This is a genomic window from Allobosea sp., assembly GCF_051860145.1.
In the GTDB taxonomy this organism is placed as follows: domain Bacteria; phylum Pseudomonadota; class Alphaproteobacteria; order Rhizobiales; family Beijerinckiaceae; genus Allobosea.
In genome coordinates this window covers 419,186-435,958 of the sequence record NZ_JBHYEM010000001.1, presented here as the reverse complement: position 1 = coordinate 435,958, position 16,773 = coordinate 419,186, and the positions used below count along the sequence as shown (strand labels likewise).

At 65.1% G+C, this 16,773-nt stretch carries 13 protein-coding genes and 1 pseudogene; 9 read left to right on the top strand and 5 right to left on the bottom strand.

The genetic code is table 11. The features are described from left to right. Positions 1-45 precede the first annotated feature (45 nt). The 3 genes from ACTIF2_RS02015 to ACTIF2_RS02005 all read right to left on the bottom strand — a co-directional run bounded on the left by ACTIF2_RS02015 (position 46) and on the right by ACTIF2_RS02005 (position 3,159). A complete protein-coding gene (locus tag ACTIF2_RS02015) occupies positions 46-1,176 on the bottom strand; it encodes a serine hydrolase domain-containing protein (protein ID WP_439495343.1) in 1,131 nt (376 codons plus the stop codon). A gap of 227 nt (positions 1,177-1,403) precedes the next feature. Next, positions 1,404-2,759: an NAD(P)/FAD-dependent oxidoreductase gene (locus tag ACTIF2_RS02010; RefSeq protein WP_439495342.1), complete on the bottom strand. Its 1,356-nt coding sequence runs from the start codon at positions 2,757-2,759 to the stop codon at positions 1,404-1,406. After that, the gene (locus ACTIF2_RS02005) at positions 2,746-3,159 is read right to left on the bottom strand and encodes a Rid family hydrolase (protein ID WP_439495341.1); all 414 of its coding nucleotides are present in this window, start codon (positions 3,157-3,159) and stop codon (positions 2,746-2,748) included. The genes ACTIF2_RS02010 and ACTIF2_RS02005 overlap by 14 nt, the downstream gene beginning before the upstream one ends. 227 nt (positions 3,160-3,386) lie before the next feature. On the opposite strand from ACTIF2_RS02005, the gene ACTIF2_RS02000 reads away from it, so the two are divergent. From ACTIF2_RS02000 to ACTIF2_RS01965, 8 genes and pseudogenes are all read left to right on the top strand, one after another. Next, a complete protein-coding gene (locus ACTIF2_RS02000) occupies positions 3,387-4,523 on the top strand; it encodes an NAD(P)/FAD-dependent oxidoreductase (RefSeq protein ID WP_439495340.1) in 1,137 nt (378 codons plus the stop codon). 73 nt (positions 4,524-4,596) lie between these two features. Continuing rightward, a complete protein-coding gene (locus ACTIF2_RS01995) occupies positions 4,597-6,273 on the top strand; it encodes a peptide ABC transporter substrate-binding protein (RefSeq protein ID WP_439495339.1) in 1,677 nt (558 codons plus the stop codon). A 6-nt stretch (positions 6,274-6,279) separates the two neighbouring features. Continuing rightward, entirely contained in the window at positions 6,280-7,233 is a 954-nt protein-coding gene (locus tag ACTIF2_RS01990) for an ABC transporter permease (RefSeq protein ID WP_439495338.1), read from the top strand. After that, positions 7,233-8,126: an ABC transporter permease gene (locus tag ACTIF2_RS01985; protein WP_439495337.1), complete on the top strand. Its 894-nt coding sequence runs from the start codon at positions 7,233-7,235 to the stop codon at positions 8,124-8,126. Before ACTIF2_RS01990 ends, ACTIF2_RS01985 begins: the two co-directional genes overlap by 1 nt. Positions 8,127-8,178: 52 nt before the next feature. Further along, on the top strand, positions 8,179-9,081 hold the full coding sequence (locus tag ACTIF2_RS01980) for a LysR substrate-binding domain-containing protein (protein WP_439495336.1): 903 nt from the start codon (positions 8,179-8,181) through the stop codon (positions 9,079-9,081). A gap of 317 nt (positions 9,082-9,398) precedes the next feature. After that, entirely contained in the window at positions 9,399-11,588 is a 2,190-nt protein-coding gene (locus tag ACTIF2_RS01975) for a TonB-dependent receptor (RefSeq protein ID WP_439495335.1), read from the top strand. Between the two features lie 23 nt (positions 11,589-11,611). Continuing rightward, a pseudogene (locus ACTIF2_RS01970) lies at positions 11,612-12,763 on the top strand (ABC transporter substrate-binding protein). A 380-nt stretch (positions 12,764-13,143) separates the two neighbouring features. Next, a complete protein-coding gene (locus ACTIF2_RS01965) occupies positions 13,144-13,272 on the top strand; it encodes a hypothetical protein (RefSeq protein WP_465248470.1) in 129 nt (42 codons plus the stop codon). Between the two features lie 48 nt (positions 13,273-13,320). Here ACTIF2_RS01965 and ACTIF2_RS01960 read toward each other — a convergent pair whose 3' ends face one another. Both ACTIF2_RS01960 and ACTIF2_RS01955 read right to left on the bottom strand, forming a co-directional pair. Continuing rightward, positions 13,321-14,004: a hypothetical protein gene (locus ACTIF2_RS01960; protein WP_439495334.1), complete on the bottom strand. Its 684-nt coding sequence runs from the start codon at positions 14,002-14,004 to the stop codon at positions 13,321-13,323. A 164-nt stretch (positions 14,005-14,168) separates the two neighbouring features. Next, a complete protein-coding gene (locus ACTIF2_RS01955; RefSeq protein ID WP_439495333.1) occupies positions 14,169-15,041 on the bottom strand; it encodes a MurR/RpiR family transcriptional regulator in 873 nt (290 codons plus the stop codon). A 99-nt stretch (positions 15,042-15,140) separates the two neighbouring features. On the opposite strand from ACTIF2_RS01955, the gene ACTIF2_RS01950 reads away from it, so the two are divergent. Further along, the gene (locus ACTIF2_RS01950; protein WP_439495332.1) at positions 15,141-16,751 is read left to right on the top strand and encodes an ABC transporter substrate-binding protein; all 1,611 of its coding nucleotides are present in this window, start codon (positions 15,141-15,143) and stop codon (positions 16,749-16,751) included. Positions 16,752-16,773: the final 22 nt, after the last annotated feature.

Genomic DNA, 16,773 nt, shown 5'->3' with positions numbered 1-16,773 from the left:
AGGATTGGCCACCCGCAGCTCAACGCTGGCGGGCCCGTCGGAGTCTTAAAGAGCCCTTCCGAGGGCTGCGAAGAAAGCGTCGTCGTTGATCTCGAGGCGACTCCGATACCCCGGCTTGGAGCGTGCGCTGAGGACGACGACGACGAGCCCCTTGTGCGGGTTGATATGGATGAATTGACCGTAGATTCCCTCGGCCTGGAAGGTGCCCTCCAGGGCCGAATCCTCAAGCACGGGAATCCACCACATGTAACCGTAAGGGATACGTTCGCTGCCGATGTGATAGGCGGAGCCCGCCTCCGCGTTCCAGCCGTCGGGCAGGAACCTGTCGCCGCCGATACGGCCTTCATCCAGCACGAACTGCCCGAAGCGCCCATAGTCCCGCAGCCGGGCATTGAAGCCGCTCCCCGAAATGGTCATTCCGTCCGGGCATTCCGACCACCAATGGGCATCCGCCTCCGTGCCGAGGCGATGCCAGATCCGTGAAAGATAGTCGGCCAGATTAGTTCCGGTCGCGCCCTCCATCACGGCGCTGACCAGATAGGAATCGCCGGTATTGTATTTCCATGAGCCGCCAGCCGGAGTTTCGGCAGGCAGCGACTCCATGTGTCTGAGGATGCCGCCTTTTTCCCAGCGGCTCTGAATCGCCATGAGCTGGCGGCGGTCGGAGGTTGGATCGCCGTAGTCCTCGCGCCAGCGCACGCCGGAGGCCATGCGCAGCAAGTGCCGCAGGCTGACGTCGGAATAGATGCCGCCGACTTTCGCGTAGCGCGAGACCGGATCGTCGAGGCTCTCGATCAGCCCCTCCTTCAAGGCCATGCCGACCAGCGTCGCGGTGATGGATTTAGCCAGCGAACAGGATTTCCAGATCGTCTCCCGGCGCGTGCCCAGGGCATGGACTTCCTCGACCACTTCGCCATCCTTCAGGATGAGAAGCCCCGCGACACGGTTCACCGAGAGATAGTCGTAAAAGTCGAAGATGCGGCCGTGATCGGCGATCTCCAGTCGTGGCAAGGAGACGGCAGAGCGCCGCAGCGGCCTCACCTGCGATCCACCGCTCACGGTGCGAGCGGGGAACCAGCCGGTGTCGCTGCACATCACTTCCACGAGCTCGTCGGGCAGCATCGTGCCGTCGTAGTAGCGTTCGACCTGCTCGCGGGCCAATCGACTCATGCTCATCGTAGGGTCTCCTCAGCTCGGCATACCATTGGATGGTATCGGGCACTTCGGTCCCGATCTCCTTCCGGCAGTCGCGGATCGGCTTGCCGCGGGATGGTGGTCGCCATCACGGCCTCGCTGCTTGCGGCGACGAACGCTCCGTCGATGAAGGCGCGTCCGGGGGAGCGATCCGGCTGGCGATGGCGCGATAATGCGCGGCATTCTGAACTGTCATGGGCGGCTCTCCGTCACAGGGGCGCGTGCGGGCGCGTATAGGTGCCGCGGGCGAAACGATCGAAGCGCAGCGGTGCAAGGATGTCGGCCGGCTCCGTTCCATCGGCGAGCCGCGCGACGTGGCGCCCGACTGCGGGTCCGAGGCCGAAGCCGTGTCCCGAGAACCCCGTCGCGACGATCAGACCCGCGATCTGGCCCGGCGCGTCGAGCACGGGCAGCGCGTCCGGCAGCACGTCGATGCGGCCGGCCCACGACTTGACGATCGCGATCGCCTCGGCGCCGGCGAAAAGCTGCCGCACGGCCTCGTTCGTCTTGGTAGCGTATTCTCGATTGGCTTCGATAGGCGGTCGCCTTGCAGCAAGGGCGCGCTCGCGCCGCGGAACCACCAGCCGCTCATGCAGATCGTCCATGAAGGGGCGTCCCAGCCGCAAGGCAAAGCCGTTGCGGTGGCGCAGCAGTTCCGGCAGGAAAAACCGCGCGGCCCGGAAGGAGTCGAGCGACAGATCGATGTCGGAGTTCGAATCCGCGGCGATGATGCATGAGCCGTCAGGCCGTTGCCGAAGGCCGATCCCGAAGCCGCAGAAGCAGGCATCCGTCAAGGGCGGCAGGGGCGCGGTCAGCGAGACGGTGCTGCGCACGCTCTGCTGTGGCAGGGAGAGCCCAAGCGGCGCGAGCAGGCGATGGCTCAGCGATCCGGCAGCGCACACTGCGACGTTGCATCGGATCAGTCCGTGCTCGGTCTGAACGCCGCTTACCTTGCCGCCTGCCGTCTCGATGGCGATGGCTCCGCAATCTTCCAAGATCGTCACGCCGCCGCGGATTCCAGCGCGGGCGAAGGCCGTCGTGGCCAAAGCCGGCTCAGCCTGTCCGTCCGAAGGCGTGTGCAGCCCTCCTGCCGTCGCGCGCCGCAGAGAGGGGAGCAGCGCCGAAACCTCGGGGCCCGACAGAAGCCGGGTGTTGGGAGAGATATCGCGCGTACGTTCCTGCCAGCGAACGAAGGCGTTCTGCTCCTGCTCGGTATCGGCGACGAAGATGCAGCCGTTGCGACGCCAGCCGGTCGCCTCGCCGAGTTCTTGCTCCAAACCCGGCCAGATCGACAGCGCCTCCATCGCCAGCGGCAGTTCGAGCGGGTCCCGGTACTGCGTCCGCACGAAGCCCCAGTTGCGGCCCGATTGCTGGGAGGAGACGCGGTCCCGCTCGATCAGCACCGTCTCCATCCCCGCCCGGGCGAGATAATAGGCGGCTGCAGCGCCCATGATACCGCCGCCGATCACGACGGCGTCGGCCCGTTCCGGCAGCACGGCCGGCCGCGCAGCAAGCCGCGCCATCACGTCGTCGGGGACGTGCGAGAGCAGGCTAAGCGCGGGCATCGAGGATGGCGTCCATGTCCATCTCGACCAGGATGTCGGGGTCGAACAGGCCGGCCTGGACTGTGGTGCAGGCCGGGTCCACGCCCCTGAAGGTCGAGGCGAAGACGCTCATCACCGCCTCGTAGTCGCTGCCGTTCGCGATATACATCCGGACACGCACCACATCCGCGAGACCCGCGCCGGCCTTGGCAAAGGCGGCAGCGGCGTTGCGGAAGAGCTGCCTCGTCTGCTGCTCGGCGCCGGCTGCGAGCGTGCTGGCGGCATAGTCGTAGCCGGTGGTGCCCGAGAGCATGATATGCGGACCGGCGACGACAGCACGGCTGTAGCTGTAGGTCTTCTCGAATTCACTGCCCGAGGAGATCAATCGCCTGCCGCCCGCCGCGGATGTCTTGTCGCCCATCGCTGTGCCTCACCTGTTGACTTGAGACACGCATCGGCGGGGGCGGCGGCGATGTCGATTTCAATAATTGGAGGCAGGGAGCGAGGAATTCGCGGGCCGCGCTTGAACTTTTGAGCCCCTGACCCCGAATTATTGAAATCGACAAGCAGAACCGCCGGTGACCTTGTTTCCGGCATGGCGTACCCGATCGGCGGCTGCGCATGGCGGCTCGAGGATATTGTCGACTGATGAAGGTGGACGTCGTCATCGTCGGAGGCGGGATTGCGGGTGCCTCCGCAGCGTACTTCCTGTCGCAGTACGGCTCGGTCGCGCTGGTCGAGCGCGAGGAGCATTTCAGCTATCACAGCTCGGGACGAACGGCCGCTCAGTTCACGGTCGGGATCGGCGCGCCGACGATGCGTCGCATGGCGCAGGCCAGCCGCAGCTTTCTCGAAACGCCTCCGGAGGGCTTCTGCACGCATCCGATTCTGACGCCGCGCGGCTGCCTGACGGTGGCGAAGGCGGGCCAGGAAGGCGTGCTGCGGCGGCTGCAGGACAATCTCGCTTCAGCCGGAGCCCGCGCGGACTATCTGGACAAGGAGGCCGCGCTTTCGCTGTTTCCAGCGCTTGTTGCCGACAAGGTCGATGCCGGCGTTTACGAGCCCGACGCCATGGATATCGACGTCGACATGTTGCTGCAGGGCTATCTCCGCGGCGCCAGGGCCAGAGGGGCTGAACTCCTTACCGGCGCTCCGGTCCAGGGTGTCAGCCGGGAGAACGGCGCATGGCTCGTGCGCTGGCAGGGCGGCGGGATCGCGGCGCCGATTCTCGTCAACGCAGCCGGGGCTTGGGCCGACGAGGTGACGCGCATGGCGGGGCTCGCGCCGATCGGCGTCGTCCCTTATCGGCGCACCGCTTTCACCTTCGCCCTGCAGAAGGAGTTCGACACGCGCTCCTGGCCGCATGTCGGCAGCATCGACTACAACTGGTACGTCAAGCCGGAGCCAGGCTGCCTGATGGGGAGCCTGTCCGACGCGGTTCCGACGCAGCCCGGGGATGTCTATCCCGAGGATCTCGACCTCGCACAGGCGATCGCGAACATCGAGGCGGATACCCGGCTGCATGTGGGGCGCCCCTTGAGCCAATGGGCCGGGCTGCGCAGCTTCGTCGCCGACAGAAATCCCGTGGCCGGTACCAGGCCCGATGCGCCGGGCTTCTTCTGGCTCGCCGGTCAGGGAGGCTGCGGCATCCTGACCTCGCCTGCGATGGGGCAGGCGCTCGCCGCACTCGCCGCTGGTCATGAATTACCCGGAGATCTGGCTGGGATCGGCGTGTCGTCTGGCGATCTTTCGCCAACGCGCGAGGGCCTGGGTCAAGGAATCTGAAGATCTCCACGCCGCTCGGCGTGACGCGGTTTCGAGGCTGAAAAGCAGCCCGTGCAACAAAGGGGATATCACGATGACGGATCGCAACAGGGAGCAACGTCTCGGGTGGCGGCGCCGCGACATGCTGGCGCTCGGCCTGCTCGCCGGAAGCGGTGCGCTCGTCGGCGCGAACGGGCAGTCGATCGCTCAAACGAAACCCGCAGCCGCTCCTGCAAAGCCGCGCGGGCAGGTCGTCGCCGGCATCTCGCAGGAGCCGACCGTTTTCAATCCGCTGATGCCGGGCAGCGAAGTCGATCAGGGCGTATGGTGGCAGATATTCAGCCCGCTCTGGTATATCGATCCGACGGGGCGCTTTGTGCCCGATCTCGCCCGCGAGGTGCCCAGCGTCTCCAATGGCGGGCTCTCCGCTGACGGTCTCACCTGGAAGATCAGGCTGCGCAGCGACGCAAAATGGCACGATGGTACGCCCTTCACCGCCGAGGACGTGAAGTACACGCTCGACCTGATCACCACGCCGGGCTTCCGCGTCCGCAATCGCATCGGCCACAATCTCCTGCGCGACATCGTCATCGTCGCGCCCGACGAGATCCATTGGCGGATGGAAAGCGCCTATTCGCCTTATCTTTCGATCCTGGCACTGACCTTCATGGTTCCCAGGCACGTCCTGGCGAAGGCCGAGGACCCGAACACCGCGGCCTTCAACAACCGGCCGATCGGGACGGGTCCATTCCGCTGGGGCGAGCGCGTCGCGGGCGACCACCTCCTGCTGCACGCCGGCGAGAGCTATCACGGCGCGGGGCCGCATCTCGAACGCGTCGTGTTCAAGTACATCCCCGACCTGACCGCGCTCTACACCCAGTTCAGGACCGGGCAGGTCGATTATCTCGGTATCGGCGGCATCCCGGCTCATTTCGCCAAGGAGGCCGAGGGGCTGAAAGGGCGGCGGATCTCGCGTTCGCCGACGCCTTTTGTCGAGCACATAGCGCTCAATCTCGAATTCGGCCCCTTCGCGGACAAGGCGGTGCGCGAGGCGCTCTATCTCGCGATGGACAAGCAGGCGCGGATCGACGCGATCTATTACGGCCTGCCGGTCGCGACCGAATCCTTCCTGCCGCGCGAGTCATGGGCCTTCGAGCCGGGACTTCCGGTCCACAAGCACGATCCGGCGCGCGCCAACGCGCTGCTCGATGCCGCGGGGTGGGTGCGCGGCGCCAGCGGAATCCGCGAAAAGGGCGGCGTGCGCCTCTCCTTCGCCAACTCGACCACGACCGGCAATCCCGGCCGCGAGCAGTCGCAGCAACTCCTGCAGCAGGATTGGCTCGCCATCGGCGCGGAGATGAAGATCAGCAACATGCCGGCGGCGGTGATCTGGGGCGATTTCTGGCAGAAGTCGAAATTCGAGTCGGTCGCCGTTGGCTCGAACTTCATGATCGGCAACGACCCCGACGCCACGCCGCGCTTCTCCAGCAAGGCGATCCCTGCCAAGCAGGGAGCGGGGCTGAATACCTACCAGTATCAGAATGCCGAGGTCGACAGGCTGCTGGCGCTAGGCGCCAGCCAGTTCGATCAGCAGGAGCGCAAGGCCACCTATAGCAGAATCCAGCGCATGATCCGCGAGGATCTGGTTCTGCTCCCGGTCTATCAGTCGGTCATGGCCGAGGGCTTGAAGGATGGGCTGAACGGTTTCGCCCCGAACATCAACTGCTCTTCCAACTGCTGGAACATGCGCGACTGGTTCTGGGCCGCGTAAGACCCCATGAGCGCCTTTCTTCTGCGCCGTTTCGGGCAGGCCGTGCTGTTGTTGCTCATCGTCTCGATGGTCGGCTTCGCGATCCTGCATCTGGCCCCCGGCGGGCCGATGTCGCAATTCGCCGCCAGCGGCGAGATGTCCCAGGAGGATCTCGATCGCATTGCCGGGCAGCTCGGCCTCAACCGGCCGCTGCCGGTGCAATATGCCGAGTGGCTCTGGCGCATGCTCTCGGGTGACTGGGGCCGCTCCTATCGCGACGGACAGCCGGTGACCGCGGTCATAGGCTCGCATGTCGGGGCGACGCTGCAGTTGATGGCGACCTCGACATTGCTGGCCATGCTGATCGGTGCCTGGATCGGCATCCTTGGCACCATCCGCCGCTATTCGCTGTTCGATTCGCTGGCTACGGTCGGCGCGATGATCGCACTGTCGATCCCGACCTTCTGGTTCGGGCTGGTCGTGATCTACGTCTTTTCGGTCTGGCTCGGCTGGCTGCCTTCGGGCAATCGCTACACGATCGGCGACGGTTCGCTGCTGAACCAGATCCACCACATGGTCGGGCCAGTCATGGTGCTGGCCCTGGTCTCGACGGCGGTGTGGAGCCGCTACATGCGCTCCTCCATGCTCGACGTCGTCAACCAGGACTATATCCGCACCGCCCGCGCCAAGGGGCTCTCGCAGCGCTCGATCCTCATCCGACACGCGTTGCGCAACGCGCTGCTGCCGATGATCACCATCACGGGCCTTCATGTACCCACGCTCCTGTCCGGCGCGCTGGTGACGGAGACGGTCTTCACCTGGCCCGGCATGGGCCGGCTCTTCCTGGATTCGATCAGCTACCGCGACTATCCCGTGGTCATGGGCGTCCTGATGTTCAGCGCCGTACTCGTGCTCATCGGCAGCTTGACCGCCGACCTGCTCTACGGCGTCGCCGATCCGCGCATCGCAAGGGGCGGCTGATGAGCGCGTCAGATATCTCCGTCGAAACGCTGTCTCGACCGCAGACCGGGTTATGGCGGCGGCCCGGCTTCAAGCGCTTCCGGCGCCACAAGCTGGCCGTGTTCGGCGCCTGCAGCATCGCCCTGCTGACGCTCGCCTGCCTGTTCGGTCCGATGCTGCTGCCCTATAGCGATACCTTCATCGATATCCGCCAGCGCTTCGCGCCCCCCTTGTCGGGGCCGCATATCCTCGGCACCGACCCGCTTGGCCGCGACCTGCTCGCGCGTCTGTTGATGGCAGGTCGCATATCGCTCGCGGTCGGCTTCTGCGCGATGATCATCGCCATGGCGATCGGAATTTGCATCGGGCTCGTCGCAGGCTTCTACGAGGGCGTAGTCGGGACGGCGCTGATGCGCTTCGTCGACGCGATGCTGTGCTTTCCATCGATCTTCCTGCTGCTCGCCATCTCGGCGCTGATCCAGCCCTCCGTCCCCTCGATCGTGCTGCTGATCGCGATGACCTCGTGGATGGAGGTGGCGCGCGTCGTCGAGGCGCAGGTCCGCTCTCTGAAGACGCGCGAGTTCGTGCAGGCCGCGGTGTCCTTCGGGGCATCCCACCGGCGCATCATGTTCCGCGCGCTCTTGCCGAACGCGATCGCCCCGATCATGGTCGCGGCCACGCTCAACGTCGCCCACGCGATCCTGGCCGAGAGCTACATCTCCTTCCTCGGCTACGGCATCCAGCCGCCGACCCCGAGCTGGGGCAACATGCTCGAAAGCGCCCAGAGCTACCTCACCAGCGCACCCTGGCTCGCCATCCTGCCAGGTGCGGCCATCACGCTTGCCGTCACCTCCTTCAACTTCGCCGGCGACGGACTCAGGGATACGCTCGATCCGAGGATGGATCTGAGCTAACTGAAAACCCGCCGATCCGGCATGGCCGGGATGATTGCGGGAGGGAGACGCCATGACCAGACGGTTGCCCTCCCTCAATGCTCTGCGCTGCTTCGAGGTTGCGGCGGCGCAACTCAGCATCAAGAAGGCGGCGCTGATCCTGAACGTCAGCGAGAGTGCGGTCAGCCGCCAGGTGAAGATCCTCGAGGACCAGCTCGGCGCTCAGCTTTTTCTGCGCAACCACAATGGGCTGGAGATCACCGATGCGGGCCGCCGCCTGGCACTGAGCGTCAAGGAGGCGTTCGACCACATCGCCAATGCCGTCAATCCGTTTCGCAACGACCGCGAGGCGGTCACGATCAAGGCGCTCCCGACCTTCGCGCTGCGCTGGCTGCTGCCGCGGCTGCGTGACTTCAAGGAGCGGCATCCGCTGATCAAGGTCAATGTCCATACCCGTCTCAACGACATGACGTTGAACGATACCGATGCCGATCTCGGCATCCGTTACGGCATCGGCAACTGGCCGCTGGACTGTGCCAGTGAGCTCTATCCCGAATGGATACTCCCGGTCTGCGCGCCGGGCTATCTCGATGGAACGATCGCCGGCGATGCCGGTCTGTCATTGGCGACGCTGCTCCCCCCGTTGCCAGACCGGCAGGATTGGCAGACATGGTCGGAAAAATCGGGAACGCGGCTGGACACCAGCGGCGGCCTGGACTTCGACGCGCTCGACATGGCCCTGAGCGCGGCGGAAGCCGGACTGGGCGTCGCGGTGACCGACGTCGTGCTGGCCCATGAAGCCATCCAGGCCGGCCGGCTGGCCGTGCCCGTGCCCAAGGCGGTGCCGACCGGCTCCTCCTATTACCTCGTGCGCCCGCCCGAGATGCGCAGGCGGCGTGAGGTCGCTGTGGTCGAAGAGTGGATCCACGACGAGATCGAGGACGCCCGCGCGCTCGTACGCCGGTACGCAAGCTGAAGGCGGCGGCTGCCTCTGATTTTGAGGGGCAGGATTTCAAAAATCATCATCGACCAATGCGGGCTGAAGGATTTAACCACGGCGCGCGGCACTGCCGCGTCAGGAATCCGCTCCTTCCGGCAAGGATCGGGCCTATTGTCATGCGCGTTTATTTCGCGTCTTTGTAGTAGTTATAATACTCGAGTTGTAATTCTGTGACATTTACCCGCTAGTTGAACGGAAATAATATATTACATTTGTCATTCTGCGTTTAGCCTGACAGTAAATCTCCGCAATATCAGCCGGCATCGGCTGGGTATTTCTTGACGGAGACATGCATGACGATTCAGCGCACCCCTCCCGCCCCGACCGAAGCGTGCGCAGAGCCTGGCCTCGGGTTGTGCAGGCTGGCGCTGACAAGTGCAGCGATTACCTTGGGAGCGGCTGCGGTTCTGGCGCAGGAGACACCTCCCACGGTCCAGCTCGACGCGATCGTCGTCGAAGGGCCGGCAAGCCCCGGTTCCGTTCCTCCTGCCTTTGCCGGCGGGCAGGTGGCGACGGGCGCGCGCCTTGGCCTTCTCGGCAATGCAGAGACGCTCAACACGCCATTCAACGTCACCAGCTACACGGACGAATTCATCCGCAATCAGCAGGCGCCGACGCTGAGCGACGCACTGATCCTCGATCCGTCGGTGCGCAGCTCCCACCCTTCCGGCGGCATCGTCGAATCGTTCAATATCCGGGGATTTCCGGTTGGCGAGGGCAACAGCGGCGAAGTTGCCTTCGACGGCGTTTTCGGCGTGGCGCCGAACTACAAGATCTTCACCGATTACGCCGAGCGGATCGAGGTTCTGAAGGGTCCGGCCGCGGCGCTGACAGGCCTTGCGCCCAATGGCGGCGTCGGTGGCGTCATCAACATCGTGCCGAAGCGCGCGGAGGCCGATCTGACACGCGCCGGAACGGAATTTTCTTCGACAACCTATGGCGGCGCCACCTTCGATGTGGCTCGCCGATACGGCTCCGGTCGCGAATTCGGCGTCCGCGTCAACGGCAGCCTGCGCGGCGGCGATACGGCGATCGACGGGCAGCGCAATGTCACGGGCATCGGCTCGCTGGCCCTGGACTATCAGGGTGAGCGCTTCAGGAGCTGGGTCTATGCACTGGCCCAGCGCGACAACTGGGACGTGCCTTCACGCCCCTACAGGATGAGCCCTGGCATTCCGGCTCCGAAGGCGCCGAATGGCGCCCGCAACATGATCCAGCCCTGGGAATTCTCGCAGGTCGACGACACTTCGGCGCTGATCAAGAACGAGTACGATCTCACCGACAATGTGACGCTGTTCGCCAATGCCGGCGGCTCGCACACGCGGGTCAATCGCTTCTTCGCCAATGCGCCCCTGCCCACGATTCTCAATTCGCGAGGCGATACCACACAGGCACCGCAATATTTCGATATGACGATCGATCGGCGGACCTACGATGCCGGCTTCCGCGCCCGCTTCGATACGGGCTTTGTCAAGCATGCGCTGACCTTCCAGGCATCCTACTACCATGAAGACACCGATCGGGCTTTGACCGCCGGTCGTGCCTTCTCGTCGAACATCTACGTTCCGGCGCTGACGGCACCGCAATTCGCGACGCGTGCGCAGCGCATCCGGCTCTCGGACAGCGAGCTGACGAGCATTGCGCTGGCCGACACGCTGTCCGTGCTGGACGAGCGCATCGCTCTGACGCTCGGGGTGCGACGCCAATCCGTCGAATCGACCAATTATTCGACTGTGACCGGAGCCGTCACCTCCCGCTATGACGAGAGCGCCACGACCCCGCTGGTCGGCCTCGTCCTGCGGCCTCACCAGAACGTGTCGTTCTATGCAAATTATGTCGAAGGGCTGAGCCGCGGCGACATCGCCCCGACCACCGCCAGCAACGCCGGCGAGACCTTCGCCCCGTACCGGACGAAGCAATACGAGGCCGGCGTGAAGCTGCAATATGGCAGTTTCGGCGCGACGCTTGCCGGCTTTCAGATCACCAAGCCGAGCGGAGAACTCAACGGCAATCTGTTCGTCGTCGGCGGCGAGCAGCGGGTTCGCGGCCTCGAGTTCAACATTTATGGCGAGGTCGCGCCCGGGCTGCGGCTTCTGGGCGGGCTTGCCTTGCTCGATGGCAAGCTGACCAAGACGGCGGTCATGGCCAACCGCGGCAACGATCCGATCGGCGTACCGTCCACGCAATTCAATCTCGGCGCCGAATGGGATGTGCCGTGGCTCAAGGATCTCACGCTGACGGGCACGCTGGTCTACACCGGCAAGCAATATATCGACGCCGCCAACACCCAATCCCTGCCTGACTGGGCGCGGGTCGATATCGGCGCGCGCTACGCCACCGAGATCGCCGGACGCAAGACGACCTTCCGGGCCACCGTTCAAAACGTCACGGCGGAAAAATACTGGTCGAGCGTTGCATCCTTCGGCACCTTCTATCTCGGTGCGCCGCGGACCTACCGCCTTTCCATGTCGGTCGACCTGTGAGAAGGCGCTTCGTGCCGGGGCGGATGAAAAGGATCGCAGGGTTCGTCGCTGCACTTGCGATGCTCGCCGCCTCAACGCCGACGCGGGCCGAGCAGGTGACGCTCACGGACATCAAGGGCCGCAGCGTCAGCCTCGCTCTGCCCCTCCAGCGTGTCCTGCTCGCGGAAGGCAGGCAGATCCATACGGTTGCGGCGCTTGATCGCGAGGCGCCGTTCGCGCGGGTGGTCGGTTGGGGCGCCGATCTGGAGAAATCCGACCCGGAGAGCTATGCCGCCTATGTGGCGCTCTATCCGCAGGCGGCCGCGCTGCCAAAATTCGGGAGCGTGACGGGTGGCGGCTTCGACGTCGAAGCTGCCATCGCCCTGAAGCCGGACGTCGTCCTCCTCAACTACGAGGCGTAACGGGCGAGTGATGAAACACGGCTCATCGACAAACTCGCCTCTGTCGGCATCGCCGTCGCCTATATCGATTTTCGCCATGCCCCGTTCGAGAACATCGAGCCTTCGCTGCGTCTTCTAGGCAAGTTGTTCGGGCACGAAGAGATCGCCGAACGGTTGATCACCTTCCGCGCAACCCAGATGGCGCGCGTTACCGAGCGATTGGCTCAATACCCGATGCTGAAGCGCCCGCTCGTGATGGTCGACCGCATTCCAGGCTATTCGGAAGACTGCTGCCTGACCTTCGGACCGGAGAATTTCGGCCGGATGGTCGAGGTCGCGGGCGGCCGAAACCTCGGCTCGGAGCTGCTTTCCGGCACCTTCGGGGTCATCAATCCCGAGGCGATCGTCGCGCGTGACCCAGAGGTATTGATCGTGACCGGCGGAAGCTTCGGCGCGCTGGCGCCCGGCGGCGGTTGGGTCGGGCTCGGGCCGGGAGCGGATATGGCGCTGGCACGCAGCAAGCTCGCCGCGTTGGCGCGACGTCCTGCCTTCCTGCACTCGTCGGCGGTCGCGAACCACCGTGTCCATGGGATCTGGCACCAGTTCTACAACAACCCCTACCAGTTCGTGGCGATCCAGCGCATCGCGACATGGCTGCATCCGGACCTCTTCACGGATATCGATCCCGACGCGACGCTTCGCGAACTCCACGAACGCTTCCTGCCGATCCCCTATCGGCCAGGCTATTGGGTCGACCTCAGCCCCGCTCGTGGCAAAGCCCTGCACTTGCCTTGAAAGGCACGTACGGCCTCCAGAAGGCGCCGCGAGCTCTTGCTGGCCGATGCCTGCGCAGTGCGGGGCGAGATGCGGCCCTTGCCGGCATCGGTGACGATCCGTTCCTTGTCGAGATCGACCAGCATCCGCGCCGAGCTGGCGCGTGCCCTTGCCGGGTGCAGCCCAGAGCGCCGCGTCGGGTTCCCCGGAAAAGGCGATCAACGATCATGTCGAGGTCGTCAGGCTCGACATCGTCTTCCATGACTTGATCGCCCAGGCGGCGCGCAACCGCGCCCTGGGCCTCGCGCGCGAGCCGATCAGCCAGCTGTTCATGCCTGCAGGCAAGGCGATCCTGCCGCGCCCTCAAGACGCAGAAGCGCATCATCGACGCCCATCACGCTTTGCTGAAGGCCCTGAAGGAGCGCGATGCCGACGAGGCAGCGGCCTGGATGCATCGCCACATCGCCGATTTCAAGCGCGGCTTCGAACAGACCGGCCTCGATATCGACAGGCCGCTGGAGAGCTTCTGAAGCACGACCTGCCGGCAGATTCTGCACAGACGGCAGCAACGTCCTCGCTCAGCCCGCAGGGCCACTCACCATGTGATCCGCCAGGCTGTAGCAATGGCTCGCCTGATAGGCGTTCCGGCCCCGGTTCATGTGCGTCAGGTTGAACGCCCGGACGGCCCGCAACGCATCGCGCTCCGCGAGGAATTTGCCGATCGAGTGGAAGCCGCGGACCTTGATGCCGAAAATGTCCTCGCCGCGGGGGAAGACATGGCTGACGTCTTCCGGCGTCGTCACGCAGCGCTCGAGGAGAGCTTCGTCCACCTCGCCCTGATCGAGCGAATGGTCCCTGGTGAAATCGGAAAGATGCACCAGGAATAGCGCGCGGATGCCCTCGCCGTCCGCATAGAGCGAGAAAAGCTCCATCCAGCTCGCATTGACGCGAACGAGCGCCTTGCCCGGGGTCGACGGCAGGCACGAAACCGACCAGTAATGCCGCTCGGTCCGGCTCGGGATCGGGATGCAGTCGCGGCCGTATCGCCGGAGAATCTCCAGGACCTCTTGCGCCTGCGGCCGGCGCAGCAGCTTCTCGAACCGCGCGACGTATTTGAGACGCAGCTCCAGCGACTCCGAGCGCTCGTCGGCGTCGCGCAGGATCATCTCGCCCTGCATCCAATCGCGCTGCTGCTGGAGATCCAGGAATCGGCGCAGACCGGTCGTGCTTGGGCGGCGAGTCGCGCTCACGTCAGGTACCATGTCGACCCAGTCAGTTCGGATGGGCTGTCGGCAATTCGATCAACAGACCGCTGGAATACCACAGTGCCCTGGAGACCCACGCTAAAATTACCATCCTGTTGGCTCATGCTGGCTTCTCCGCAGGAGCCGGGTTTCGCTGTCAAAACCTGGAGGGGGCCGCGAGATTAGTAGTGGAAGGTCCAGAGCAGGCTTTCGCTCAATCCCTTCAGCGCCTCGACCGCATCGGGCCGCTCGCGCGCCAGCGTCGTGATCAGCGCGTCCGCCACGGCGAAGGCTGCCGTCGGCGAGTTGGGCAGGAACCCGTTACGAGCAGGCGCGAAGAGGGTCATGTCCGCCAGGCCGACGAGCGGCGACGAAGGCCCGTCCGTCAGTGCGAGCAGCACGGCGCCGCGCTTCTTGCCGAAGCTCGCGAGCTCCAGCGTCGAACGCGAATAGCGCGGCATTGAAATCGCAATGACGAGATCTTCCGGCCCGGCCGAAAGCATGTGGCGAATGGCGCGCTCCGGCCCGCCGCGAGAGGCGGCGAAGACGACATCGGCCTGCAGGTAGAGCGCGAGCCCGTCCTCGAGGAAAGAGCCGACATGATGGCTCGCGCCCGAGCCGACGATGAAAATGCGGCGCGCCTTGAGCAGCATGGCGATGGCGCGGTCGACCGTTTCCTCCTCCAGCGTCGCGATAGCCTCGTCGAGATTGGCGGCTTCCTGTCTCAGCGTCGTCGCCATGGTCGCGAAGACGGAGCCGGCCATGGCGCGGGCATCGGCGAGACCTTCGACCGGGGCGAGGGCGACCTTGAGCGCGGTCGACAGCGCCACGCGGAAGTCGGCATAGTTGGCATAGCCGAGGGCCCGGACGAAGCGGGTCACGGTCGCGGTCGAGGTGCCGCTCTGCTCGGCCAGCCCCTCGATCGTCATCGTTGCGGCGTCGAGCGGGCTTTGCAGGACGTAATCGGCGGCCTTACGATGGCCCTCGCTGAGCGAGGGGTAGACCCGGGCGATGCGGTTGGCGAGGTCCGTCGTCGGTTTCAGGGCGCGTGACATTAGCTCTCCCGCTGATTGACGTCGGATTATTTTCATGTTTGCTAACGCGTGAAAATAAAGCTGTCAAAGGCCGCCGGCCAAGGGAACGGAGAGAGACCGATGCGTCACCGCGCGCTCGTCACCATCATGCTCGGCGCCAGCATGCTGAGCGCGCCGGCGATGGCGCAATCCCTGCGCATCGCGCTCGCCTCCGAGCCGACCGCCGTCGATCCGCATTATCACGACCTGACCCCCAACAACGCGCTCGCCGCCCATATCTTCGACAGCCTCGTGCTGCAGGACGAGAAGCAGGCACTGAAGCCCGGCCTCGCCACCTCGTGGGAGAATGACGGCAAGAACCGCTGGACCTTCAAGCTGCGCCAGGGCGTCAAGTTCAGCAACGGCCAGGCCTTCGGCGCGCAGGACGTGGTCTTCACCTTCTGCCGCACGCTGAAGAACGAGACCAAGGTCTCCGGCTCCTTCGCCGACATCACCGGCAATTTCGCCAAGGTCGAAACCCCGGACGCCGGCACGCTGGTGATCGAGACCAAGGCGCCGGAGCCACTGCTGCCGACGCTGCTGTCGGGCCTGCCGATCCTTTCGGCCTCGATCGTCCAGCACGGCACGATCAGCTACGACATCGAGAAGAATTGCGGCGTCACCAGTGCCTGGCCGGCCGTCAACAACTTCAACGACGGCACGGCGGCGATCGGCACCGGCGCCTACAAGCTGAAATCCTATGTCCGCGGCTCGGCGATCGAGCTCGAGCGCAATCCGGACCATTGGGGCGGGGCTGAGCCCTGGGCGAGCGTGCGTTTCGTGCCGGTGACCAATGCCGGCCCGCGCCTCGCCGGCCTGCTCGCCGGCGATTACGACGTGATCGAGAACCCGGCCGCGCGCGATCTCGGCCGGATCAAGAGCGACAAGCGCTTCGCGCAGGTGGTCACGCCCTCGACCCGCGTGATCTATTTCCAGCTCGACGTCGGTCGCGACGAGAGCCCCTTCGTCAAGGCGCCGGACGGCAAGAACCCGCTGAAGGATGCACGCGTGCGCAAGGCGATGTCGCTTGCGATCGACCGCGACGCGATCGTCAAGCGCATCATGGACGGCGCCGCCGACCCGGCCTACCAGTTCCTGCCGACGGGCATGTTCGGCACGCTGCCGAACCCGGCCAAGCTCGCCTATGACCCGGCCGCCGCCAAGAAGCTGATGGCCGAGGCCGGCTATCCCAACGGCTTCCAGGTCACGCTCTCGGCGACGAACGACCGCTACATCAACGACAGCCAGATCACCCAGGCCGTCGCGCAGTACCTGACGCAGATCGGCATCAAGACCGAGGTCGATGCGATGACGCGGGCGATCTATTTCCCACGCCGCGCCAAGAAGGAGTTCAGCATCGCGCTCGGCGGCTGGGGCTCGAATACCGGCGAGGCTTCCTCCTTCCTGCGCCAGTGGCCGCCGACTCCCGACGAGGCCAAGACCATCGGCGGCTCGAACTATGGCGGCTACAAGAACGACGAGTTCGACAAGGTGATCCGCGCCGCGATCTCGACGCTCGACGACAAGAAGCGCGCCGAATTGCTGCAGCAGGCAATGACGCTCGTCCTTGCCGACGGAGCCTTCATCCCGCTGCATTTCGAAAGCGGCATCTGGGCTCACAAGGCCGAGCTCAAGGTCACCGGTCGCGCCGACCAGTTCACGCTCGCCATGTCGGTGAGGCCGGCGAAGTAGGCCGGCGCCGTCATCGCCATCG